Raw genomic sequence first — 23803 nt, 5'->3', positions numbered from 1 at the left:
TTCCCACTCGATGCCGGCGTAGACGTCCTCCGTATTTTCGCGGAAGGTGACCATGTCCATCTGTTCGGGCTCGGACATGGGCGAGGGGACGCCATCCAGATGATACGTAGGCCGGACGTTGGCGTAGAGATCGAGCAGTTTGCGCAGGCCGACGTTCAGCGAGCGAAAGCCCGCGCCGACGGGGGTCGTCAGCGGCCCCTTGATGGCGACGCGGTGTTCCTTGATCGCCTCGACGGTCTCGTCGGGCAGGTTCTCGCCGTACTTCTCGCGGGCGCTCTCGCCGGCGTAGACGCGCATCCAGTGGATTTCGCGGCCGGTCGCCTCCGCCGCGGCCTGCAGCACCTTCTGGGCGGCGGGACCGACGTCGCTACCGACGCCGTCGCCGTAGATGATCGGGATGATCGGATTCTCCGGCACCTCGAGTTCGCCGTCGTCGGTCGCCGTGATCTGCTCCCCGTCTTCGGGGACCTCGATCTTGTCGTACGTCATAATCGTTCGGAGGGGCTCTCTCCACGACCATAAACTGTGCTATTCGAACGGCATCGTCGTGTTCGCCGTTCGATCGCTATGGCTAGAGGCCGCTCGAGGGAGTTACGCGGGATCGGCGGCGACGAATCGGTCGGGAAGCGACTCCTCCCGGACGTAGGCGTTGACCAGTTCGATCAGCGCCTCGATGGTGGCACGGCGGGAGCGATCCGTCGAGGCGGCGATGTGGGGCGTCACGACGATCTCGTCGTACTCGTGCAGCGGGGAGTCGGCCGGGAGCGGTTCGGTCTCGAAGACGTCGAGTCCGGCACCGGCGATGGACCCGGTGCGGATGGCGTCGACGAGCGCCGACTGATCGACGATGGGGCCGCGTGCGGTGTTCACGAGCGTCGCGTCCTCGGACAACTTCTCGAACGCCGCTTCGTCGATCATGCCACGCGTCTCTTCGGTCAGTTCGGCCGTCACCACGACCGCGTCGGATTCGGTGAGCAGGCGGTCGAGCGAGACGAGTTCCGCCCCCGTGATCTGGGTATCGATCTCGTGGACGTAGGGGTCGTACGCGAGCACGTCCGCGTTGAAGCCGTCGAGCAGGCCGGCGACCCTGCTGCCGACGTTTCCGAACCCGACGATCCCGATCGTCTGGCCGGCGACGGGTCGGCTCGTCGGCATCGCGTCGCGCCACTTGCCAGCCTCGAGCGCCTGTTGGCCGAGGAACACGTTCCGGTTGACCGCAAGAAGCAAGGAGAGCGCGTGTTCGGCCACGGAGAGCGCGTTGAGTCCGGGCGTGTGGACGACGGTGACGCCGTTGTCCGCCGCTGCCACGAGGTCGACCGAGTCCAGCCCAGTCCCGATCTTGGCGACGAGTTCGAGGTCCGGGGCCGATTCCAGCACCCGTTCGGTGACCGGCAATCTGGAAGAGGTGACCAGTACCGGCGTGTCGGCCAGCGCCTCGATGAGCGCGGATTCGTCGCTCTCGACGCCGACCTCGAACTCGAGGCGGTCGTCGGCGACGTCGAAGAGTATCTCCCTGGGTTTGATGTCCTGATCGACCAGCGCCCGTACCATGTTATTCTTCGCCCCGCGTAATCGTAACGACCGGACACGACGCGCTCAGAAGCACCGGCTGAGCTGTACTCCCGAAGAGCACCTTCCCGACGGGGGACCGTCTCCGTCCACCGAGGACGATGTACCTCGCGTCGACGTCCTCGACGTACTCGAGCAGTTCCTCCGCGGCTTCGCCGACGAGGCCGACCGGCTCGTACTCCTGGGCGATCCCGTCAGCCGCGTCGTCGGCGATCCCTTCGGCGTACTCACGGATCTCGTCCAGGGGGACGGTCGTCCCCGTCTCCTCGACGCTCGCGCGTTCGATCCCGCGGAACTCCTCCTGGCTCAGCACGTGGACGACGTGGAGGTCTTCGTCCATCGCTTTCGCGAGCGTCTCCGCCTCCGTAACCACGTCGTCGGTCGATTCGCCTCGATCGACTGCTGCTACAACGGTCATACGTCCCGTCATACTCACTAACGGGATATATAGACTGGTGCTTGTGTTAGTCGATCACATGGGCGAAGGAAACGAGTGACGGCACTACGGAGACGTGCGTCAGAGGGAGTCGGGTCGACCGAACTGCAGCGCTGTCTCGGCCCACAGAACGGGTGCAGAATCCCCGGAACAGTAGCCTTTTTCAGCGCCGTCTCGGAATGCCCCTCCAATGGATTCGGACGACGAAGAGACGGAACCGGTATCACGCCGTACCCGTCTCATCGAGCTGGGCGGTACGCTCGTTTCGGTCTCGATCCTGGTCGCCGGCCTCGCGTTGCCGCCGCTTGGCGGTCTCGAGCGGGAGATGCAGTTGGTCCTGGCCGTCTTCCTGTTGACGATCGTCCTGTGGGTCACGAAGCCGGTGCCGTTTACGATCTCGAGCGTGCTGGCGATGGCTTTGCTGTTCGCTCTCGGCATCACCGACTCGTTCGACGCGGCCGTCAGCGGGTTCGCCTCCGAACTCGTCTTCTTCCTGTTTCTGCTCATCCTGCTCGGGAACACGATCGCGAAGACGGGGCTCGACGAACGAGCGGCCCAGCAGGTCCTCTCGAGGGAAAGTACGCCACGGCGGACGATTCGAGCGCTGGCGGCGAACCTGTTTGCGTTGTCGTTTTTCATGCCCTCGGCGGTCGCACGGACGGTTACCTTCGTTCCCCTCGTCAAGGGAATCACCGACCGGTACGGGCTCGGCCGGGGGAGTAACTTCGAGAAATCCTCGTTTTTCATCCTCGGACACGTGAATCCGATCGCCTCGATGTCGCTGATGACCGGCGGCGGGATGGCGATCATCACCTCGGAAGTGATTCGGTCCACGGTTCGGGACGTCACCTGGGTCGAGTGGGCGGTGTACATGATCCCGCCCGTCGCCGTTCTCTACGCGTGCGGAGCGATCGCGGCAGCGCGGCTGTACCCGATCGACGATACGACGACGATCGGCGACGGTGGATCGACCGCCAACGACGAGGCCGCCGTTGATGGTGACGACCCCGATCCCCTGAGTCGCGACGAACGGATCGTCGCTCTGGTCATGGGTGGAACGGTAGCCGCCTGGGTCGTCGGCTCTTTCCTCGGCGTGCCGACGATCCTGCCGGCCGTCGCCGCCGTGGTCGTGCTCGCGCTCCCCGGCATCGAGATCATCACGGCCGAGGACGTTCGCTCGATGAGCTGGGGTATTCTCTTCGTGATCGGTGCGATGTTCTCGATTCTGGAAGTGATGGAGACGACCGGCACGCTCACGTTCATCGTCGATACGATGACCGACCTGATCCCGTTCGGGACGATGACGACGTGGCAGATCGTCGCCATCCTGTTGGCCATCGCCATCGTCATGCGCACGTTCTTCTCGACGGCCTCCGCCGCGATCACCGTCGTTCTCCCGATCGTCCTCGAGTTCGGCGGCGTGCTGGGTATCGACCAGTTCTATCTCGCGCTGTCGATCCTGCTGGTCATCGGGTCGACCACGTTCCTCCCGTTCAACACGACTGCCGTCCTGGTCTCGTTCGATCAGGGGCCGCTGGACTTGCGAGAGGTGTTCGCCTTCGGCTGTCTCACCATGCTGTTCGCGCTCGTCGTTATCCCGCTCACCTGGCTGTTCTACTGGCCCCTCGTCGACGTCATGCTCTAACCCGGCGCTCGTGGGGCATCCTCGAACCTGCACAGTGTCACTTGTGTAGGACGAAATCGTCGCGATATGACGGAACACAGCCGTATTCGAACCTCGTTCACAGTCGACCACCAAAATTATAAATATGAGGAGAAGCAACGTGCGGGTTGCAATGGCACGCAAGTTCACTACGGACGACTGCAACCGCCGGAAAGTGCTGCAAGGCGCTGGGGCACTTTCTGTCGCCGGGCTGACCGGTATTGCGGGTTGCCTGGGTGACGACGGTGAAGGCAACGGCAACGGCAACGGCAACGGTGGGGGCGACGACTATCCCTCGCAGGACCTTCGATACATCATTCCCTTCGGCGAAGGTGGGGGGACCGACACCTACGCTCGAGAGATGGTCCCGCTGATCGACGAGCGACTCGACGTCAACATCGCGATCGAAAACATCTCCGGGGCCGCGTCGCTGCGTGGCACGGGTGAGATGATGTACTCCGACCCGGACGGCTACACGCTGGCCGCGTTCAACCCGCCGTCGACCCCGGTCTCCGAGATGGTCAACCCGCAGGACTTCGACCTCGAGGAGGTCACCGGCGTCTGTACGTACGCGAGCACGCCGTTCGTCATCGTCGCGAACCCCGAACACGAGATCGAGGGCTACGACGACCTGATGGACCGCTACGCTGACGGCGACCTCGAGATCTTCAGCGGGAAGGAACGTGGCGGCGTCGACCACGTGATGGCGATTCTCATGCAGAACCTCCACGGCCTCGAGTGGGACCAGTACGTCGGCTACGACGGGACCGGTCCGGCCGTCCAGGCGACTATCTCCGGCGAGGTGCCGGCCTGTATCGCGACCGACACGGGTGCCGAGGCGGCCGTCGAAGGCGGCGACGTCGACCTCGTCACCGGTCTCGTCAGCGACGGAACCGAGGTCTTCCCGGACGTCGAGACGATCACCGATCTCGGCTACGAGAACATCGACTTCATCTCCCAGCTCAGCCGCGGGATCTACGCGCCCCCCGAGACGCCCCGTGAACGCACGGAAGTCATCGCCGACGTCGTCGAGGAAGTCCTCCAGACCGACCACATGCAGGAGTGGTCCGAGGAGACCGGTAACGTGATCCGGTTCGGCGACGGCGAATCCGCCGAGCAGGCCGTCCAGGACGCCTACGAGATCATCCCCGAGAACGTCGATCTCGAGGCAATCCGAGAAGAAGCCAACTAACGGATCGAGAACCAACTGCCGCCGGGTCGGCGGTCAACAATACTTATATACCATCCATTAAAATACATCGGTTATGGGTTTCCAATCAGCGTACCGTGAGGTAGTCTCCCGGATCAATCTCGAGTACGTGCTTCTTCTGCTGATGGTGGGCTCGTCCACGTACATGATCTGGGAGTCGTACAACTTCTCGATCAGCGCCGCTGCGACGTTCCCACGGCTGACCGGTGGCTTCGTGTTGATCGGTTCGCTGTTGCTGCTTTTCCGGTCGTACCTCCCGGAACCGCTGTACTCGTTCGTGGCCGAATCGGCCGACCTCCTCGACGTCGAGGACGAAGAGCTCTCCGACGTCGAGGACGAGGACGCGAGGGAGGCGAGCGACGAGGCCACCGACATCTCGACGGTCGGACGGCCGATCCACGATTCGGTCTTCACCGGCGCGTCGGCCTTGGGGTATGGAATCCTGTCGTACGCGATCGGAATCATGTGGGCGAGCCCGATTTTCGTGCTGGTGTACGGACTCTGGTTCAAACTCTCGTGGAAGTCGCTGCTCGTCCTGATTCCGCTGTCGTTGCTGATCTGCTTCGGCTTCTACGAGGCGCTCAACCTCCGCGTCGACAGGGGTAACTTCATCTTCACGGAAGGTGTCCTCCAATGAGTACGATAGCAGCACTCACGGAAGCGTTGCAAGTTCTCTTTACGGGACAGACGTTCCTCTGGGTGGTCGTCGGAATTACCCTGGGAACGATCGCGGGCGCGCTGCCCGGCGTCGGCAGTTCGATGGGGATGGCGATCGTGCTACCGCTGACGCTCCCGCTCGAGCCGGTCAACGCGATCATCTTGCTCGTCAGTATGTACAGCGGAGCGATGTACGGCGGTTCGATCGCGGCGATTCTGGTCAACGTCCCGGGTACCGGTGGTGCGGCCGCGACCACGCTGGACGGCTATCCGATGTCACAGAAAGGGCAGGCTGTTCAGGCGCTGTCGATGTCGGCGACCTCGTCGGCCATCGCCGGCTTCCTGTCCGTGCTGACGCTGTTGCTGTTCTCGCCGGTGCTGATCGAGGTCGTCCTCATGTTCGGCTCGCCCGAGTTCTTCCTGATGGCTGCGTTCGGGCTGGCGATGATCACCGTCGTCGTCCAGGGGTCGATTGTCAAGGGACTCGTCGCCGGCGCGTTCGGCCTGATGCTGACCTCGATCGGTATCGCCCCGAACTCGCCCGAACTCCGGTATACGTTCGGCTCGCTCGCGCTGTACGACGGCCTCGATTTCATCGCCGCACTGATCGGGATGTTCGCGATCGCCGAGATGATCAAGCTCTCGTCGAAGGAAGGCGGTATCGCCGACAAGTCGATCAGCATGGGCGGCAGCGCAATCCAGGGGATTCGGACGACCATCAGCCATCCGATCACCGTCGTCAAGTCCGGCTACATGGGGATGTTGATCGGCGCTATCCCGGGTGCCGGCGCGACCGTCTCGAACTTCTTCGCGTACGGCGAGGCGATGCGGTCCTCGGACGATTCCGAGAGCTTCGGGAAGGGGAACCCACTCGGCGTGATCTCGGCCGAGGCGTCGAACAACGGGACCATCGGTGGCTCGCTGATTCCCACGCTCGCGTTCGGGATCCCTGGCAGCGGATCGACGGCAGTGTTGCTGGGCGGACTCCTGATGCACGGGCTTCGTCCGGGGCCCCAGCTGTTCGATTTCAACGAAGAACTCGCGACGACGTACACGTTCCTCCTCGCGTTGATGGTCGGGAACGTCTTCATCCTGCTCGCCGGCGTCTTCCTGGTCACGCGAGCGGGCCGCATCACGCAACTCGACACACACCTCATCATCCCCGTCATCATCGTGCTCTCGGTCGTCGGCGGCTACTCGCTCAACACCAACTGGGCGGACGTCGCGACCGTCCTGATTCTCGGCATCGTCGGCTACATCATGGTCCAGCACGACTACTCGATCATCGCGTTCGTCCTGGGGGTGGTCCTCGGTCCCATCGCCGAGGAGAACCTCATGCGATCGTTACAGCTGTCCGATGGGTCCTACCTGATATTCATCAATCCGTACGAGCAGCCCATCTCGTTCCTGATCACGATCATGATCTTCGTGGTCATCTTCGGACCGTTCATCAAGCCGTGGCTCGCGAAGAAACGGGCCGGCGCAGGCGGTTCGTAGGAAGGCATCGGCCGCTCGTTCTCCTGCAGTCTCTCGGTGTTCGGTTTTCTGCGTTCGCGGTACCGTTCGTCTCCGATCCACGGAGTCGGTCGGCCGCTTCTCCCTGACGGCAGACTTCCAGCAGGACGCCGAAACCGAGCCACGGCCGACGAATCACGATCGTCCCGTGGCTCGAGACGGCAGGCTCGAAAAACGAGGACTGCTCGCGGTTAGAAGAACGTAAACTCGCCGTCCTCGAGGACGACCTCGCCGTCGAGTTCGAGCGTCGGTTCGGCCATCATCGCGTCGAAGTGGACCGGCGCTCGGGTGGTACCGCCGAGGTTGCTGCTCGTGCCGATCCCGAAGTGGACGTTGCCGTAGCGGCCGTGGTCGTTCGAGAACCAGCCGTTGAACTCGGGACACTCGGGGTTCATCCCGACCGCGAGCTGGGCGATGTTGTAGACGGCGGGATCGTCGTGTTCCTCCCAGACGCGCTGAATCGTCTCGGCTTCCTTGCCGCCCTCGACCGACGTGACAGCGCCGTCTTCGATCTCCATCTCGACCGGCTCCTCGAGGACGCCGATGTCGAGGTTCGGGATAGCGCCGTCGAAGACGACGGTCCCTTCGGTCGTCCCCTCGACGGGAGCGATGTTGGATTCGATGTGGACCAGGGCGGTGAACTCGCCGGGCTCGTCGGCGATGCCGGGGTGGGCGTTGCCGTCGCGGCCCTCGAGGCCGACGGTGACGTCGGTCCCCTGCGGGGACGTGACGCGGGCCTCGCTGGCTTCGGAGAACTTCCGGGCCATCTCCTCGCAGTGGGGACGCATCCCCTCGTAGTCGGCGTAGAGGCCCCCGCGGACGAGCTGTTCGTCGGTGAACTTGACCATGCTGATCAGGCGAGCGCCGTTCTCCTTGGCCTCCGCGGCGGCCTCGGAGTGGGTGATCGAACGGTGGACCGGCGTGATGATGACGTCGGCCTCGAGCATGGCGGCGGCGACGGTCTCCTCGGGCTCGTTCCCGTCGTACTCGCGGGGGTCCATCAGCGTCATCGTCACGTTGGCGTCGCGTTCGTTCGCGGCGGCGGCGACGCGCTCGGCGACGTCCGCGACCTTCCAGTCGCTGACGACCAGCACGTCCTCGCCGGGTTCGATCGCTGCACAGGTTTCGACGACGATACTCGCGCCTTTCATCTCCTGAACGGAGTCCATGGTCACCGTTCGAGTAGCGCGCTACTAATACGTTCCTGAAGCGGTCATCACCCGACGTTCAGGCGATCGAACACCTGCGACCGTGCTCCGTTCCACTCTCTCCCCGTCTTAGCGCCACCGGGAACAGACGACCGTGGCAACCGGGAATTTGCGAGAAGCGACACTATCAATTAGCCGCGCCCCCAACCGGCACGTAGACTGATGGATCAAGAGCAACTAGAGTGTGCGATCGTACGCGGCGGAACCAGCAAGGGCGTCTACATCCGGGAGGAGGAACTCCCCGAAGAGAACCGGGACGAGGCGATCCTCTCGCTGTTCGGGAGCCCGGACGACCGACAGATCGACGGACTCGGCGGCGCGACGTCGACGACTTCGAAGGTGATGCTCGTCACGGACAGCGACCGCGACGGCGTCGACGTCGACTACACCTTCGGCCAGGTCGCCATCGAGGAACCGGTCATCGACTGGGGTGGCAACTGTGGCAACCTCACGTGTGCGATCGGTGCGTTCGCCGTCGACGAGCGCGTCGTCCCGATCGACGAGGACGCCGACGAGGTCACCCTGCGGCTGTACAACACGAACACGGACTCGATCATCGACCAGACCGTCCCGCTGGCCGACGGCCGCGCGGCGACGGAGGGCGATTTCAAGGTCCACGGCGTCCCGGGAACCGGCGCTCGCGTCGATACGACGTTCGTCGATCCCGCGGGCGCGGTGACCGACGACCTCCTTCCGCTGGGCGAGCCGACGACAGAAATCGAGGTCGACGGCGAGACGCTCGAGGTCAGCGTCGTCGACGTGACGACGCCCTCGGCGTTCGTCCGCGCCGAGGACGTCGGCCTCACCGCGACGGAACTGCCCGAAGAGATCGACAGCGATCCCGATCTGCTCGAGCGCCTCGAGCGCATCCGCGCCGAGGTCTGTGCCGCACTCGGCCTCGTCGACGACCCCGAGCGAGCCGAGATCGAATCGCCGGGCTATCCGAAACTCGCGTTCGTCACGGAGCCGACGACCTACGAGGCGACGACCGGCGAGACGATCCACGCGGAGGAGCAGACGATCACCTCGCGGATCATGAGTATGCAGAAGCTCCACCCGGTCTACGCGGTGACGGGCGCGTCCGTGACGGCGGCCGCCGCACTCATCCCCGGAACGATCCCCAACGAGGTCGCCGTCGACGACGGCGACGAGGTCGTCATCGGCCACCCGAAAGGGACGATGACCGTTCGCGCGGACGTCGACCGCGACGAACCCGCCGTCGACGGCGTCACGATCTACCGGACCCAGCGTCGGCTCATGGACGGGACCGGCTACTACAACGTCGACTGATACGGACCACCGAAACGAGTATCGATGCAGCCGCGACCGGACTGCGATTGCACCGGAAAAGGCTTCCAGCAGCCCGTATGGCTCGCTGACGCCGAACGCAGCAACGCCCTAGGCGATCGATAGCCGGCTTCGGTATTTTTATCTCGCGTGCGACCCTGTTTCACACGAACCACACATGCTCGACGTAGAGATGGCAGCGGCAGCACGGGGTATCGTAGAGAATTGTCTGGACGTCCAGCCCGGCGAGGAGGTGCTGGTCATCGCCGACGCGAAAAAGGAGGAGGTCGGACGCGCCGTCGCCCGAGCCGCGACGGGCGCAGGTGCCGACGCGATCACGACGACGATGCCGTTGCTCGAGAGCCACGGCAACGAGCCACCGGAGACGGTCGCGGAAGCGATGAAAGCCGCCGACGTCGCCTTTACGTGTACCACCCACGCGATCACGCACACGCGCTCGCGCCTCGAGGCCGCCGAGGCCGGCACCCGATTCGGGATTCTCCGGAGCGTCACCGAGGAGATGATGGTCGAGGGCGCGATGAGCGTCGACTTCGAGGAACTCCGCCGCCGCACGGAGGCCGTCCGTGACGTCCTCGACGCCGCCTCGGACGTCCACGTGACCAGCGACAAAGGGACCGACGTCACGTTCAGCGTCGACGGCTGTTCGGCCTTCTCGCTCGACGGCTACTTCCACGAGAACTACGGCTTCGCGACCCTCCCGCCGGGCGAGTCGCCGACCCATCCCGCGGAGGATACGGCCAACGGGACCATCGTCGTCGACGTCTCGATGGACAACCTCGGCCAGCTCGAGGAACCGATCACGCTCGAACTCGAAGACGGCTACGTCAGCGAGGTCTCGGGCGGTGAACAGGCCGACGAACTCCGCCAGCTGATCGAAGAGAGCGACGAGAACGCCGGCAACCTCGCCGAGTTCGCGATCGGAACGAATCCGGAGGCGAAGTTGATCGGCAACCTCGCCGAGGACAAGAAGCGGGCCGGCACCGTCCACTTCGCCATCGGCGACAACGAGTCCCTCGGCGGCACCCGCAAGAGCGAGATCCACCTCGACGGCGTCGTTCGCACGCCGACGGTCCGACTCGACGACCAGGTCGTCGTCGAGGACGGCCAGCTGGTCGAGGACGTCGTGCAGTAAGAACGGGAAGGGAGCGAGACCGGACCCGCGTTCGGCCCGGGAAGTTCCCACTACCGCGACGACCTGCCTGCGGACGTGCAGCCGTATTCTCTTCGCCTGTCAGCGTTCGAGTCACGATCCTCTGATCACGTCCCCGGAGGAGGCGTCCGCTCGAGACGGTCAGATCACGCTCGAGTTACGGTGCGCCCTCGTCGGGAACCGCTGCAGGTCTCCTCGCCCGGCGTGCGTACACCGGCGGCCGGGGGTGGGCTGTGACGTTACTACAGACCGAAAGAACACACAAATGGATTGGCCGGAATATACTTTGACACGTCGCCGAATCGGTTTGGTATACTCGAGAAACAATGGTAGGATTATCAACGACGGTGCTCCCGGATCGGATTAGCCGGAGCTATCTCGCCAAATTCGGGATCGTGCTCGGAGTCATCCTCTTGCTCACTACGATCGTCGGGATGTACTTTTTCTTCGATATCTCGGGGACGATTACGAGCGACCGACAGGACGAGATGGTGCTCTCGACCGATACCGAGGCCGACGAGGTCAGCAACTGGCTCGAGAACCACAAACAGAAGACGAGACTGCTCACCACCCACGAGGCGATCGTTAGCCAGGACGAGAGCAGAATCGAACGAGCGCTCGAGGAGGAGCTCGCGGAGTTCCCCGAGACGACGCAGGCGATCCACTACTTCGAGTACGGACTGGGGTCCGCTGACGCCAGAATCGCTGCGAGTAGCGATCCCGAATCCGTCGGCGAGGACGTCCGCATGCTGGTCGGGACGGCGGAGGTCCACCTCCCCACGGAGGACGGCGTTCGGGAGGAGGACATGAGCAATCTCGACGAGGAGTTCGAGACGACCTACACGGACACGTTCGAACACGACGGCAACGCGTTGGTCGGCTTCCTGAGCCCCATCCACGTCGACGGCGAAGCCACTGGGATGGTGATGGTCACGGTCGACGTCGAAGAACGGGCGTCGATGTTCCACACCCCCATCGACGGCAGCTACACGCAGGTACTCGATCAGAACGACGAGGTAATCGAGTTCGCGGCGAACGACGAAGCCGTCCTCGAGACCTACCGGGAGGATCGAGAGGAGTCGGTCCTCGACCTCGAACCCGATCAGCCCGACTTCACCGAGTACGCGAGTACCGGCGAAGCGGTCTCGTACGCTCCGATCGAGGGCACCGACTGGCTCCTCGTCTCGCACGCGCCCCAGGCGAACGCCTACGCCCTCACCGACGACGTGAGGCAATCGCTGGTCTGGGTCATCGGGGTCGCGCTGCTCGGGCTGGTCATGGTCGGCGTGCTCATCGGCCGACCGACCGCCAAGACGCTCGACGACCTCGCGGCGAACGCGAACGCACTCTCCGAGGGGGACCTCGACGTCGACGTCGCCACGACCGACCGGCGGGACGAACTCGGACGCGTCCAGAACGCGTTCGCGAGCATCCAGACCTACCTCCAGACCGTGGCCGGGCAGGCCGACGCCATCGCACGCCAGGAGTTCGACGACCCCGCTCTCGAGGAGGAGGTCCCGGGCGACGTCGGCGAGGCACTCGAGACGATGCGAGCCGATCTCGAGGCGTTCATCGAGGAACTCGAGGCCTCGAAGGCCGAGGCCGAACAATCCCGGGAGAACGCCGCACAGGCGCGGCAGGAGGCGGAGGAACTCGCGCGGCGACTCGAGACCCAGGCCGAGCGCGTCGGCGAGGCGATGGCCGCCGCGGCCGACGGGGACCTCACTACGGAACTCGACGAGGATCTCGACAACGAGGCGATGGCCGCGATCGCGGAGTCGTTCAACGCGATGCTGGCCGACCTCGAGGAGACGATCCTGACGATTCAGGAGTTGGCCGGGGAGGTGAACGAGGTCAGCGTCGACGTCGCGACCAGCGTCGACGAGATCGAACAGGCCAGCCGCGACGTCAGCGAGTCCGCCGAGGAGATTTCCGTCGGAACGACCACCCAGACGGACCAGTTCCAGGAGGTGCTCTCGGAGATGAACAGCCTCTCGGCGACGGTCGAAGAGATCGCCTCGACGGCAGACGACGTCGCAACCGTCTCCGATCGTGCGGCCGACCGCGCCGACGACGCGAGCGACGTGACGGGCGAGGTACTCTCGGAGATGGACCGCCTCGAGCACCGCACGGAGGAAATCACGGCGCAGATCACGGCGCTGGACGAGGAGATGGACCGCATCAGTGCGATCGTCGACCTGATCGACGACATCGCCGAGCAAACGAACCTGCTGGCGCTGAACGCCTCGATCGAGGCTGCCAGCGCCGGCGAGAGCGGCGACGGGTTCGCCGTCGTCGCGAACGAGGTCAAGAGCCTCGCCGAGGAGACCAACGACGCGACCCAGCGCGTCGACGACCTGATCAGCGACGTTCAGCAGTCGACGACCGAAACTGTCGAGGACATCGAGGAGATGCGCGAGCAGGTCGCAGACAGCATCGACGCCGTCGAGGACGGCATGACGGCCATCGACGACATCGCGACCCAGGTCGACGACGTGAACAACGGCATCCACGAGATCAACGAGGCGACGGACGAACAGGCCGCGGCCAGTCAGCGCGTCGTCTCGATGGTCGACGAAGCGACCGAGATCAGCGAGGAGACCAACGCGGAAGCCGACAGCGTGGCCGCCGCGGCGGAAGAACAGACCGCCACCGTCTCCGAGGTCGCCTCGGGAACCGCGGCGCTGGCCGAGTCGGCGCAGTCCCTCGAGGAGTCCGTGGCCGTCTTCGACGTCACCGAGGGCGTGCTCGAGGGGGACGGAGCGTCCGGTGCACGCGACGCAGCGACCGACGTGGAAGCGGACGGGGACCGATCCGCCGCGGCGTCCACGGACGAGGTCGTCCCGGTCGAGGACGAGGCGGCCGGCGAACTGGTCGAGTACGACGAAACGGAGTCGCACGCGCCTGACGGCGAGGAATAGTTCCCGTTCTCACAACTTCGAGCCACAGATCCGACACTGGTCGAGTTCGGTCTCCGCTGTGATCTTGTGGACGAAGCCACAGCTTCGACATCGTTCGAATCGGTCCGCGGAACAGTTCGACATACTGTGTCGTATTCCAATCAGGACGATTATTCATCGTATCGGAGAGAATTTTGCCCCTTCGTGACGATTGGTTCCCACGTTCGATGCCGTCGGCAACGGATTCAGCGGACGGACACGGCAGAGATATCGTTATATCCGCACGGTCGCTTCCATCGGTATGGTTCGCGACTACGACGAGTCGGCGATTCCGACCGTGCACAACCTGCAGGACGCTCCCGCGTACCGCGAGGGCGAGGGGATCACCCAGACGGTCTTCAGGGGCATCGATCGCATGCTCGGGTTCTCGGTCATCGACCCGGACAAGCCGGATGCCGAGCCACACGACCATCCCTACGAACAGCTGAACGTCCTGCTCGAGGGAGAACTCGACTTTATCGTCGGGGACGAGCAGGTCTCGCTCGAGCGCTACGATACGATCGTCATCCCGCCGGAAGTAGAACACACCTCCCGGGCCGTCTCGGACGAACCGGCCGTGCTCCTCGCGGTCTGGCCGCTCCGGGAGGATCGGCTGTCGGGGACGGAGTACCAGACGGAGTTCCGGATCTAGGTGGTCGGACGGCGGCAGTGATCGGGACGGGGCAAGAACCGGGGGCACCACAGCTACTTTACCCGTGCTAGGGAATCGTTCCCAGTATGGAAACAGTCCTGGTCGACGACTTCGAGTCGTCACGAGTCGCCGAGGTCCCGCGACCGACGCCGGAGCCCGGCGAGGTGCTCGTCGAGGTCTCGCGCGTCCAGTTGAGCGTCACGGAGTGTCTGCTCTACCGCGGGGCGGAGATCATCCACCACGAGTCCGTCAAAGAACGGCTCGAAGGCGGACCGGCGCGGCTGTTCGGCCACGAGTTCTGCGGCCGGATCGTCGAGGTCGGCGACGAAGTCACGGCGTTCGACCCCGGCGAACGGGTGTACGCGCCCGGCAAGATCCATTGCGGCGAGTGTACCTACTGTCGGTCCGGCTACGACAACCTCTGTCCGGACACGGTCGGTATCGGCTACGATCGGCCGGGGGCACTGGCCGAGTACGTCAGCCTGCCGACCGATCCGCTGGTGACGCTCCCCGAGGACGTTTCGGACGCCGCGGGGGCGGCGCTGCAGCCGATGGCCAGTTCCCTGCTTTGCGTCCTCGATGCGGACATCGATCCGGGCGACACCGTCGTCGTCTTCGGGACCGGCGTCATGGGCTTTCAGTGTGGGCTCTCGGCCGCCCAACTCGGTGCCGGGGAGGTGTTCACGGTCGACGTCCGCGACCGACCGCTCGAGATCGCCGAACGCAACGGCCTCACACCGATCGACGCGAGCGAGGCGAATCCGATCGCGGTCGTCGAGGAGGCGACGGACGGCCTCGGTGCGGACGTCGCCTTCGAAGCCGTCGGCGGCGAACAGGACCACGCGACGTCGGGCGACGACCCGCTGGCCCAGGCCTTCGAGAGCGTCCGGCGCGGCGGGACCGTCGTCCAGGTCGGTCACGTCACCGGCGATATCGAACTCACACCACGGACCCTCCGGTCGAAGATGGTTCGCTGGATCAACCCGGAGAAAGGCTACAAGTCGGTGGGGCCGGGCACGTCGACGGGCGACCTCGCCGCCGAACTGGTCGCCGACGGCGACGTCCCCATCGAGGAGTACGTGACCCACGAACTCGAGGGCCTCGAGTCGTTCGAGAAGGCCGTCGACGTCACGCTCGAGAAGGGCGAGTACGACGCGCTCGGGCCGGCCCAGCTGGTGCTGGAGTAGCCGCTCACCGGCTGTCGGTCCCTGCCTTCGCGTACTGCGCGTCCGAGAGCGGCGGCAACGCGAGACACAGCAGGAACATGACGGCGCTCACGCCTGAGAGCAGCCAGAAGGCGTGATCGAAGAACCCGGCCTCGCCGAGCACGCCGACGACGACCGGGCTGGTCGCCCCGAGCAGGATGTAACACGTCCGCAGAACCCCCAGTCCCGTGCCACGGATCTCCTCGGCCAGCGATTCCGTGAGGTAGGTGAGCGCGAGCACCGCTCGAGCGAGGAGACTGCTCAACGCGACCGTGATCCCGAGGAGCGGCCAGAAGCCCTCGACGAACGGGAGCACGGCGAGGACGCCGGTGACGAAAAGCAGTACCGAAAACAGGGTCGTCCGTTCGCCGAGCCTGTCGCCGATCATTCCGACGACCGGCTGGATGAGGATGCCGCCGGCGAAGAAGACGCTGAACAGCAGCGAGGCCTGGCCCGCGGAGAGCCCCTTCACGTCGATGAGGTAGGTGGGGTAGAAGCCGGTGAACCCCTGATAGGTGAACGACCCCAACATCTGGATCGTCGCGACGACCAGCACCGACCTGACCGCGAGTCGCGAGAGCACGAAGCGGGCCGACTCCAGGGAGAGCGACAGCGACGAGCCGTCGGCATCGTCGCTCGAGCCGGCGCGTCGGGGGACGGCCCACCGGATTCCAACGGCGACGACCGCGAACAGCGGGACGAACAGCAACGTCCCGAGTTGCCAGGCGGCGACGCCCGCGAGCGTTCCGACGATCAGCGGAAGGAGCGTGTTCCCGAGGTTGCCGGTCGCCTGCGTCAGTCCGATCGCGGTTCCGGGGCGTTCGGAGAACACGCCCGAGAGCACGGGGAACCGCGAGGGACCGTACATCGCCGTGCTGAACCCGAGCAGCGCGGTCGTGCCGAACAGCACTGCTGCGTGCGGCGACAGCGACACGAGGAGGATGGAGACGCCCGAGAGGCTGGTGCTCGTGAGCAGGACGAGCCCGGCACCCCAGCGGTCGGCGAGTACGCCGCCCGGGAACTGTCCGAGTGCGTACGCGGTCCAGAGGACCGTCAGCAACAGGCCGGCCATCGACAGGTCCAACTCGAGGTCGCCCATGATATGCGGCAGCGCGACGGGATAGCTGAGCCGAACGCCCATCGAGAGGAACCAGCCAAAGGCGACCGCGACCAGGATCCAGCCGCGGCCGTCGCTCCGGAGGTATCGGGTCGTCTCCCGCAGCTCTCGGACGTACCGATCGACGAGCGCCTGCATTGGCTTCGAGCACTCGCGTCGGCTGTCGAAAAGGTATCAGCTCCGGCAAGACGGTCCGCCAATCCCGACGGTCGCCCCGAACTCCGCACTCGAGTCGGTCGGGGCCGTCGACCTGTACCGGATCGGGCGTCCCGAACAGTTCCATGATCACCTCGTCTCGGTCGTCGGGATCGGTCGGAAACACGTCCGGCGTCGCGAAGAACCCCTAGCTCGTCCCGCCACGGATGAGCCGCCCCTCTACGCCGTGCTGGAGGGACGAATCGTCGCGTACCATGGCCTCGAGTTCGACCAACGAAACGGAAATCCTGGTGTCGGACTTCGGTCGGCGTCGCCGGACGACCGGAGTGTGGAACCCGTTGCCGCGAATCCGTACACTCATTGGGCCGTGGGACCGAACCCCACTAACGATGGCGATTCGACCGAGTGCTGCTCGAGCGACGAGGAGGGGACGATGCGCGAACTGATCGACGACTACCGAGGAATCGAACGGCCGCGCAACGTCGCGCTCGTCAGCCTCTCCCACGGAATCAACGAGTTCTACGGGCTCGTTATCCCGCCGATCATCCCGCTGCTAGTGACGGATCTCGAGATCACGTACGCGGCGGCGGGGCTGCTGCTGACCGTCTTCTACGCGATGTACTCGATCTTCCAGCTACCCGCGGGGATGATCGCCGACCGAATCGGGAAGAAACGCCTCCTCGTCTGGGGCCTGGTCGGGATGGCGATCGGACTCCTCGTCGCCAGTACGGCCCGGAGCTACGAGGTCCTTCTGGTGGCGAAAGTACTGATGGGAATCGCCGGCAGCACCTACCACCCGGCCGGGATGGCGATGATCAGCGACAGCGAGACGAACGATACCGAGGGGAAGGCGATGGGCGTCTTCGGCCTCGGCGGCCAGATCGGCGTCGCGAGCGCGCCGGTGATCATCGGCGGTATCGCGGCACTGTTCCACTGGCGTACGGCCTTGCTCGTCGCGGCAGGCGTCGGGATCGGCTTCACGGTCGCGTTCCAGTTTCTCTACCGGACGCCGCCGGCGACCACGCCCGACGGTGGGGCAGTCGACGAGTCGCCGGACTGCGAGACCGATCCCTCGAGCACCGACGACGAGCCAACAGCCGCCACGGACGCGCACGGGTCGGGTCGATCGACCGGCGACGGTGGCGGCTCGTCGCGACTGCAGGGTTGGTTCCGGCGCGTCCTCCGGTTCGAACTCACCCCTGGAATCGTGCTCGTCTCACTGGTCACCCTGCTCGTCTCGCTACAGATCCGCTCGATCCAGACGTTCGCCACGGGTTTCGTCGCCGACGGCGTCGGACAGGGGACCTCGATGGCCAACGGCGTCTTCTTCGTGATGCTGTCGGCCAGCGCGGTGTCGTCCATCTGGGTCGGCAGCCTGGCCGACCGGTTCGACCGCGGCCGACTGGGTGCACTCGCCGCGATCACCACCTCACTGCTGTTGCTGTCGACGATCCTGGTCGTCGTGATCGAGGGCGCGCTGGTCGACTGGATGGTAGCCGGACTCCTCGTGGTCCTGTTCGCCCTCCTCGGACTGGCTGTCTACGGCTGTACGCCGATCAAGAACGCGCTGATCTCGGAGTACGCGACGACCGAGGCCAGCGGGAGCATCTTCGGGGTCACGCAGACGGCGTCCTCGGCCGGAAGCGCCGCCGGACCCGCGATGTTCGGCTACGTGGCGACCGAGTACGGCATCGCGGTCGCGTTCCCGCTGATCGCCGTCGTCGGCGGGATCATCGCCGTCGGCTTCTACTCGCTCTCCCGGCGGACCGCCTGAGTGGCCGCGATCGGGCGTTTCCCGTCGACCGCCGAACGATACATGTGGCCGGCCGTCGCAGATCCGTGCATGCCCGACGACGCACCGAGAGTTCCGTTTCTCGACTCGAAAGCCGACCTCCCCGCCGACCAGCACCACAACTACGAGCGGATCGTCGAGAGTCGCGGGCAGGTCATCGGCCCGTTCGGCGTCCTGCTGAACAGTCCGGAGATCGCCGGCCGAACGGGCCATCTGGGAACCTACGTCCGCTTCGAGAGCAAACTCCCCGGCGACGTACGGGAACTCGCGATCGTCACGACGGCCCGCGAACACGACTGCGCCTTCGAGTGGGCGACCCACGAACCGATCGCCCGCGAGGAGGGGGTCAGCGACGCCGCCATCGAGGCGGTCGAAACGCGGGCGGACCTCGACGACCTCGAGGATCGCGAGGCCCGGATCGTCCGCTTCGGCCGCGAACTCCTCCGGGAGAACGAGGTGTCGGACGCGACCTTCCAGCCGGTAGCCGAGCGCCTCGGCGATACCGGCGTGACGGAACTGGCCGCGACGTTCGGTTACTACAGCATGCTCGCCGTCGTCCTCAACGCCCTGGAGGTAAACCCGGGCGAGGACGCACCGACGCTCTCGTAATGACGGACGAAAGTTCGCCGTTGCTCCGGTCACGGCCGGCGACACAGAGGTTACCGCAACGACAATCTTTTTTCCCTTCTCGTGGGGCACTACGCACGAGATGGACCTACAGATCGACGGCAACGCGGCACTGGTAACGGCCTCCTCGAGCGGGCTCGGGAAGGCCTCGGCGACGGCGCTGGCCCGCGAGGGAGCGAACGTCGTCATCAACGGGCGCGACGAGGACCGCCTCGAGGACGCCAAGGCGGAGATCGAGGCGGTCGCGACCGGCGAGGTCGTCACCCAGCAGGGCGACCTGACCGACGAAGACGACCTCACGCGACTGGTCGAGACGACCGTCGACGAGTTCGGCACGATCGACCACCTCGTCACCAGCGCCGGCGGCCCGCCTTCGGGCCCGTTCCTCGAGACCGACGACGAGGACTGGTATCACGCCTACGACCTGCTCGTAATGAGCGTCGTTCGACTCGCCCGCGAGGCCGAACCGTACCTGAGCGAGGGCGAGGAGACGGGTACCATCGTCAACATCACCTCCCGCAGCGTCAAGGAGGCCCTCGACAGCCTCGTCCTCTCGAACTCCGTCCGGATGAGCGTCATCGGCCTCGAGAAGACCCTCTCCCAGGAGTTCGCTCCCGACGTGCGGGCCAACGCGGTGTTGCCCGGCCCCCACGAGACCTCGCGCATCCAGGACCTCGTGGAGCAGGCCGTCGAGCGCGACGAGTACGACTCCTACGAGGAGGGCCTGGACGACTGGGCCGGCAACCCGCTCGAGCGCGTCGGCGACCCGATGGAACTCGGCAACACGGTCGCGTACCTCTCCTCGCCGGTCTCGGGCTTCATCAACGGCGATAGCATCGTGATCGACGGCGGTTCCACGGGGGCGAACCTATGAAGCCCGTCGACTTCGACGACGCCGAGACCTACGAACCCGACGAGGGGTGGCAGCGGCGCTCGCTCGCGGGCAGCGACGCGTTCAGCTTCGAGTGGTTCGAGAAGCCGCCGGGCCACAGTTCGCCGATGCACCACCACGAGAACGAGCAGGTGTGTCTCTGCCTCGAGGGCGAACTCACCGTCACCAACGAGGACGGCGAGTCGGTCACCCTCCAGCAGTACGACTCCGTCTGGCTCGAGTCCGACGAACCCCACAAGGTCGAGAACACCGGCGACGAACTGGCCGTCGGCCTCGACGTCTTCGCGCCCGGTCGGTCGTTCGACTTCTGGACGGATCGCGAAGAGTAAGGCCCTCTGCGGGGTCGATTCGGCAGGCGACTCGTCCGTCTGATCCGCACTATCGAAGAACAATTATCAGATCAAGCATCTGAATGTGAAACAGATAGGTTCCGATAAGTCATCAGTCGGTTGTCGTACCGGTCGTCGCCGGAGTCGATCCCGATAATAACCGATATGGAGACTGTGACCGGCCAGAACCGGACGGTTCTGTCCCGGGTACACTCCGAAGGCTGCCACGACCGGCGAGTCACGAACCACTCGAGACGAACGTCAGAATACGAACCGAAAAAGTACTTTACCGGACGCATATCTGGCGTAGACGGCCGATCGATTCTCCGATCGACGGTGTCGGGATCTGACCCTCTCCAAAACTATCGGTTATGATATAGTACCCCAATAGTATTTAAACACGAATGATTTTATTCGTGCGGCGTGATCGACGCGATAGATGACCGATCGTGTGCGCTGTTACGACTGCGGAAACGACTACGAACTCGGCGAGCAGGCGCACTGTACGTGTGGTGAAACCCTTTGGCTCGAGACCGACGTCGGCGACTTCGAGTGGCCCGGCGGCGGAATCGACGATAGCTGGCGCTACGCGGACGTCCTCCCGACGGTCGAGCGAGTCGGGGTCGAGCCAGGTGGTACGCCGCTGGTCCGTGCGGAACGGGTCGACGCGTTCGCCGGGTGCCAGGTCTCGCTGAAGGTCGAGGGCTGTAATCCGACGGGGAGTTTCAAGGACCGCGGCAGCGCCGTCGGCGTCGGATACGCCGCGCGGGCGGGCTACGACTGGGTCGGCACCGTCTCCCACGGCAACATGGCCCTGAGCACGAGCGCCTACGCGGCCGCCGCCGGCCTCGAGTGTGCCGTCTTCGTCCCGTCGGAGACGCCGCCCGAACGGCTCGAACTGATCGCCCGTCACGATCCGCACGTCTTCCGCGTCGAGGGAGATTACGGCCAGTTGTACGCCGATACGCTCTCGCTGGAGGCCGACGTCGCGTTCGTCAACTCCGACACCCCGTTGCGGGTCGCCGGCCAGAAGACGACCGCCTACGAGATCCTCGAGGCGTTCGCGCCGTCGGTGCCCGACGCTATCGTCCTGCCGACGAGCAGCGGCGGCCACGCAAGCGGCGTCTGGAAGGGCCTCCGCGAACTCGAGCGGGCGGGACTGATCGACGAGGTGCCCCGGATCTACGTGGCCCAGGCGGCCCCTTGCGATCCCATCGCGACCGCGTATCGCGAGGGTCGGGGGACGGTCACGGCGGTCGACGCCGACGAGACCATCGCGGTCTCGATCGCGAACAGCGATCCGCCGAGCGGTACGCGAGCCCTCAGGGCCGTCCGCGAAACCGGCGGCGGGGCCGTCTCCGTCACCGACGACGAGACACGCGCGGCGATGGCCGAACTGGCGACGACGGCCGGCATCTCGGTCGAACCATCGAGCGCCGTCGCGCTCGCCGGAGTGCGAAAACTGAGCCGGGACGGCGAGTTGGCGGCAGACGACGAAGTCGTGACGATCCTCACCGGATCGGGCTACACGGAACGGCTCCAGACCGACGTCGGCCAACGGACGCGGACGATCGACCTGGCGGACCTCGAGACGGAACTCGACGCGATCGTTGGGGAGTGAGCCGCGGTTCGAGACAGGTGTGGTACTGTGGAACAGTCACGGCAAGCTGAACTACCGTTATGTCGTTGCTCGTGGACGCCTCGGCTATGGACAGCCGACGTTACGCGTTCGAGGGGGCGGAGCCGTCGATCGACGACGAGGCCGCAGTGAGCCGTGACGCGGTGCTCGTGGGCGACGTCGAGGTCGCGTCCGGGGCCAGCGTCTGGCCGGGCGTCGTCCTCCGGGGCGACATCGGACCGGTTCGGATCGGGTCGCACACCCACGTCGGGGACAACGCGACGATCCACGCCTCGCGGCTCGCTGACCGCGTGATGGTCGGACACGGGGCGGTTCTGAACGAGGCGACGGTCGAAGACAACGCGCTGGTCGGGTTCAACGCGACCGTCAACACCGACGCGACGGTCGGCCGAGGCTCGGTCGTCGCCGCTGGCACCGTCATTCCCGACGAGTACGACATCCCACCGGAGTCGTTCGTCCGGGGCGTCCCCGCCGAGATCACGCCGCTCGAGGAGACGACGATCGACCCCGAGGCGATCTTCGAGGACTTCTCGTCGGGCGACTACACGAACCTCGCCCAGCGCCACGGTGATCTCTTCGAGTGATCCGCGACCGTCGGATCGTCGCAGTCGGGCGCGTCGACGCCGATCGGCTCGTCCCGTGGTCCGATCTCGAGTCGACTCGGTGCGCGTGGACGCCTGAGCCGGTCGCCACTGTCGCCGGGACAGCAAACAGTTTACGGCTCGACTCGTTACGAATCGGCAATGAACGGGAGCATTCTGGACACCATCGGGTCGCCGCTCGTCCAGGTCGACTCGCCCGAAGGGGCAATCGTCGCCGCGAAGGTCGAGTCGTTCAACCCCGGCGGGTCGGCGAAGGACCGGCCCGCACTGGAGATGATCCGGGCCGCCGAACGTGAGGGCCGGATCGAACCGGGCGACCGACTCGTGGAACCGACCAGCGGCAACACCGGGATCGGCCTCGCGCTCGTCGCCGCCGCGCGGGGGTACGACCTGACGATCGTCATGCCCGCGGACAAATCCGAGGAGCGCCGCCGGATCATGGCCGCCTACGGGGCGGACCTCGAACTCGTCGAGGGCGACATGACCGACGCGCGCGAGCGCGCCGACGAACTCGAGGCCGAAGGTGCGACCCAGCTCGGCCAGTTCGAGAATCCCGCGAACCCCGAGGCGCACTATCGTACGACCGGCGAGGAGATCGTCGAACAGGTCGGCGACCGCGAGATCGACGCCTTCGTCGCGGGCGTCGGCACCGGCGGCACCATCTCGGGCACCGGGAGACGGCTCCAGGAGGCGTTCCCCGAGATGGAGGTCGTCGCCGTCGAACCCGAGCGCAACGCCGTCCTCTCGACCGGCGAGGCCGGCGACGACGACTTCCAAGGGATGGGGCCGGGGTTCGTCAGCGAGAACCTCGATCGCGACCTGATCGATCGCGTCGAGACCGTCGCGATCGAGGACGCCGAACGGGAGTGTCGCCGACTCGCTCGCGAGGAGGGAATTCTCGTCGGCCAGTCCAGCGGCGCGACCAGCCTGGTCGCCCAGCAGGTCGCGAGCGAAATCGCGGATCCGGACCGTGACTGTCCGACCGTCACCGGCGCGTTCGACGAACCGGCAGTCCCCGAGACCGACGGCGGCCAGGACGTCGAGGACTGTCCGCTCGTAGTGACGGTGTTCCCGGACAACGGCGAGCGATACCTCTCGACTGGACTGTTCGACTAGCGCGGTCACCGACCCGATCGG

The 23803-nt window shown here is 65.4% G+C and carries 21 protein-coding genes; 16 read left to right on the top strand and 5 right to left on the bottom strand.

From position 1 onward, the window contains the following. The 3 genes from TX79_RS15500 to TX79_RS15490 form a co-directional block, all read right to left on the bottom strand. Positions 1–489, bottom strand: a 489-nt coding sequence (locus tag TX79_RS15500) for an isocitrate/isopropylmalate family dehydrogenase (protein ID WP_268257994.1), incomplete at its 3' end; no start/stop codon positions are given. A gap of 102 nt (positions 490–591) precedes the next feature. After that, positions 592–1551, bottom strand: a complete 960-nt coding sequence (locus TX79_RS15495) for an NAD(P)-dependent oxidoreductase (RefSeq protein WP_049928554.1) — start codon at positions 1549–1551, stop codon at positions 592–594. A gap of 1 nt (position 1552) precedes the next feature. Beyond that, the gene (locus TX79_RS15490) at positions 1553–1987 is read right to left on the bottom strand and encodes a universal stress protein (protein WP_049928553.1); all 435 of its coding nucleotides are present in this window, start codon (positions 1985–1987) and stop codon (positions 1553–1555) included. A 208-nt stretch (positions 1988–2195) separates the two neighbouring features. Here TX79_RS15490 and TX79_RS15485 point away from each other — a divergent pair, with 208 nt between their 5' ends. The 4 genes from TX79_RS15485 to TX79_RS15470 all read left to right on the top strand — a co-directional run bounded on the left by TX79_RS15485 (position 2196) and on the right by TX79_RS15470 (position 7032). Then, positions 2196–3650: an SLC13 family permease gene (locus tag TX79_RS15485; RefSeq protein ID WP_081655614.1), complete on the top strand. Its 1455-nt coding sequence runs from the start codon at positions 2196–2198 to the stop codon at positions 3648–3650. A gap of 151 nt (positions 3651–3801) precedes the next feature. Continuing rightward, entirely contained in the window at positions 3802–4860 is a 1059-nt protein-coding gene (locus TX79_RS15480) for a Bug family tripartite tricarboxylate transporter substrate binding protein (protein WP_195892523.1), read from the top strand. Positions 4861–4933: 73 nt separating this feature from the next. Continuing rightward, entirely contained in the window at positions 4934–5515 is a 582-nt protein-coding gene (locus TX79_RS15475) for a tripartite tricarboxylate transporter TctB family protein (RefSeq protein WP_049928552.1), read from the top strand. Continuing rightward, positions 5512–7032: a tripartite tricarboxylate transporter permease gene (locus TX79_RS15470; RefSeq protein ID WP_049928551.1), complete on the top strand. Its 1521-nt coding sequence runs from the start codon at positions 5512–5514 to the stop codon at positions 7030–7032. The genes TX79_RS15475 and TX79_RS15470 overlap by 4 nt, the downstream gene beginning before the upstream one ends. A gap of 209 nt (positions 7033–7241) precedes the next feature. On the opposite strand, the gene TX79_RS15465 is transcribed toward TX79_RS15470, so the two are convergent. Beyond that, complete coding sequence (locus TX79_RS15465) at positions 7242–8219, bottom strand: aminopeptidase (protein ID WP_049928550.1); 978 nt, start codon at positions 8217–8219, stop codon at positions 7242–7244. Between the two features lie 201 nt (positions 8220–8420). Between TX79_RS15465 and TX79_RS15460 the strand changes: the two genes are divergently transcribed. The 5 genes from TX79_RS15460 to TX79_RS15440 all read left to right on the top strand — a co-directional run bounded on the left by TX79_RS15460 (position 8421) and on the right by TX79_RS15440 (position 15494). After that, positions 8421–9548 carry a 2-methylaconitate cis-trans isomerase PrpF family protein gene (locus tag TX79_RS15460; protein WP_049928549.1) on the top strand — a complete coding sequence of 376 codons (1128 nt, stop codon included), beginning with the start codon at positions 8421–8423 and terminating at the stop codon, positions 9546–9548. 190 nt (positions 9549–9738) lie between these two features. After that, complete coding sequence (locus tag TX79_RS15455; protein ID WP_195892522.1) at positions 9739–10698, top strand: aminopeptidase; 960 nt, start codon at positions 9739–9741, stop codon at positions 10696–10698. Positions 10699–11042: 344 nt separating this feature from the next. Beyond that, positions 11043–13637: a methyl-accepting chemotaxis protein gene (locus TX79_RS15450; protein WP_049928547.1), complete on the top strand. Its 2595-nt coding sequence runs from the start codon at positions 11043–11045 to the stop codon at positions 13635–13637. A 280-nt stretch (positions 13638–13917) separates the two neighbouring features. Beyond that, a complete protein-coding gene (locus TX79_RS15445; protein ID WP_049928546.1) occupies positions 13918–14307 on the top strand; it encodes a cupin domain-containing protein in 390 nt (129 codons plus the stop codon). Positions 14308–14393: 86 nt separating this feature from the next. Continuing rightward, a complete protein-coding gene (locus TX79_RS15440; RefSeq protein WP_049928545.1) occupies positions 14394–15494 on the top strand; it encodes a zinc-dependent alcohol dehydrogenase in 1101 nt (366 codons plus the stop codon). 4 nt (positions 15495–15498) lie between these two features. On the opposite strand, the gene TX79_RS15435 is transcribed toward TX79_RS15440, so the two are convergent. Next, complete coding sequence (locus TX79_RS15435) at positions 15499–16767, bottom strand: MFS transporter (RefSeq protein ID WP_049928544.1); 1269 nt, start codon at positions 16765–16767, stop codon at positions 15499–15501. A gap of 451 nt (positions 16768–17218) precedes the next feature. Between TX79_RS15435 and TX79_RS15430 the strand changes: the two genes are divergently transcribed. From TX79_RS15430 to TX79_RS15400, 7 genes are all read left to right on the top strand, one after another. Continuing rightward, positions 17219–18559: an MFS transporter gene (locus TX79_RS15430; protein WP_049928543.1), complete on the top strand. Its 1341-nt coding sequence runs from the start codon at positions 17219–17221 to the stop codon at positions 18557–18559. Positions 18560–18628: 69 nt separating this feature from the next. Continuing rightward, on the top strand, positions 18629–19186 hold the full coding sequence (locus tag TX79_RS15425; RefSeq protein ID WP_049928542.1) for a carboxymuconolactone decarboxylase family protein: 558 nt from the start codon (positions 18629–18631) through the stop codon (positions 19184–19186). A 100-nt stretch (positions 19187–19286) separates the two neighbouring features. Continuing rightward, positions 19287–20078, top strand: a complete 792-nt coding sequence (locus TX79_RS15420; RefSeq protein ID WP_049928541.1) for an SDR family oxidoreductase — start codon at positions 19287–19289, stop codon at positions 20076–20078. Further along, positions 20075–20425 (top strand): cupin domain-containing protein, encoded by a 351-nt coding sequence (locus TX79_RS15415; protein ID WP_049928540.1) that lies wholly within the window; start codon positions 20075–20077, stop codon positions 20423–20425. The genes TX79_RS15420 and TX79_RS15415 overlap by 4 nt, the downstream gene beginning before the upstream one ends. 439 nt (positions 20426–20864) lie before the next feature. Further along, positions 20865–22046, top strand: a complete 1182-nt coding sequence (locus TX79_RS15410; protein WP_049928539.1) for a threonine synthase — start codon at positions 20865–20867, stop codon at positions 22044–22046. Positions 22047–22132: 86 nt separating this feature from the next. Next, positions 22133–22648: a gamma carbonic anhydrase family protein gene (locus TX79_RS15405; RefSeq protein WP_049929221.1), complete on the top strand. Its 516-nt coding sequence runs from the start codon at positions 22133–22135 to the stop codon at positions 22646–22648. Between the two features lie 159 nt (positions 22649–22807). After that, positions 22808–23782, top strand: coding sequence for a PLP-dependent cysteine synthase family protein (locus tag TX79_RS15400; protein WP_049928538.1), 975 nt, complete (start codon positions 22808–22810; stop codon positions 23780–23782). The last annotated feature ends 21 nt before the right edge of the window (positions 23783–23803 follow it).

This window comes from Halopiger goleimassiliensis (assembly GCF_000455345.1).
Classification (GTDB): domain Archaea; phylum Halobacteriota; class Halobacteria; order Halobacteriales; family Natrialbaceae; genus Halopiger_A; species Halopiger_A goleimassiliensis.
The sequence above is the reverse complement of the archived record's forward strand: the minus strand, read 5'-3'. Positions and strand labels throughout refer to the sequence as shown.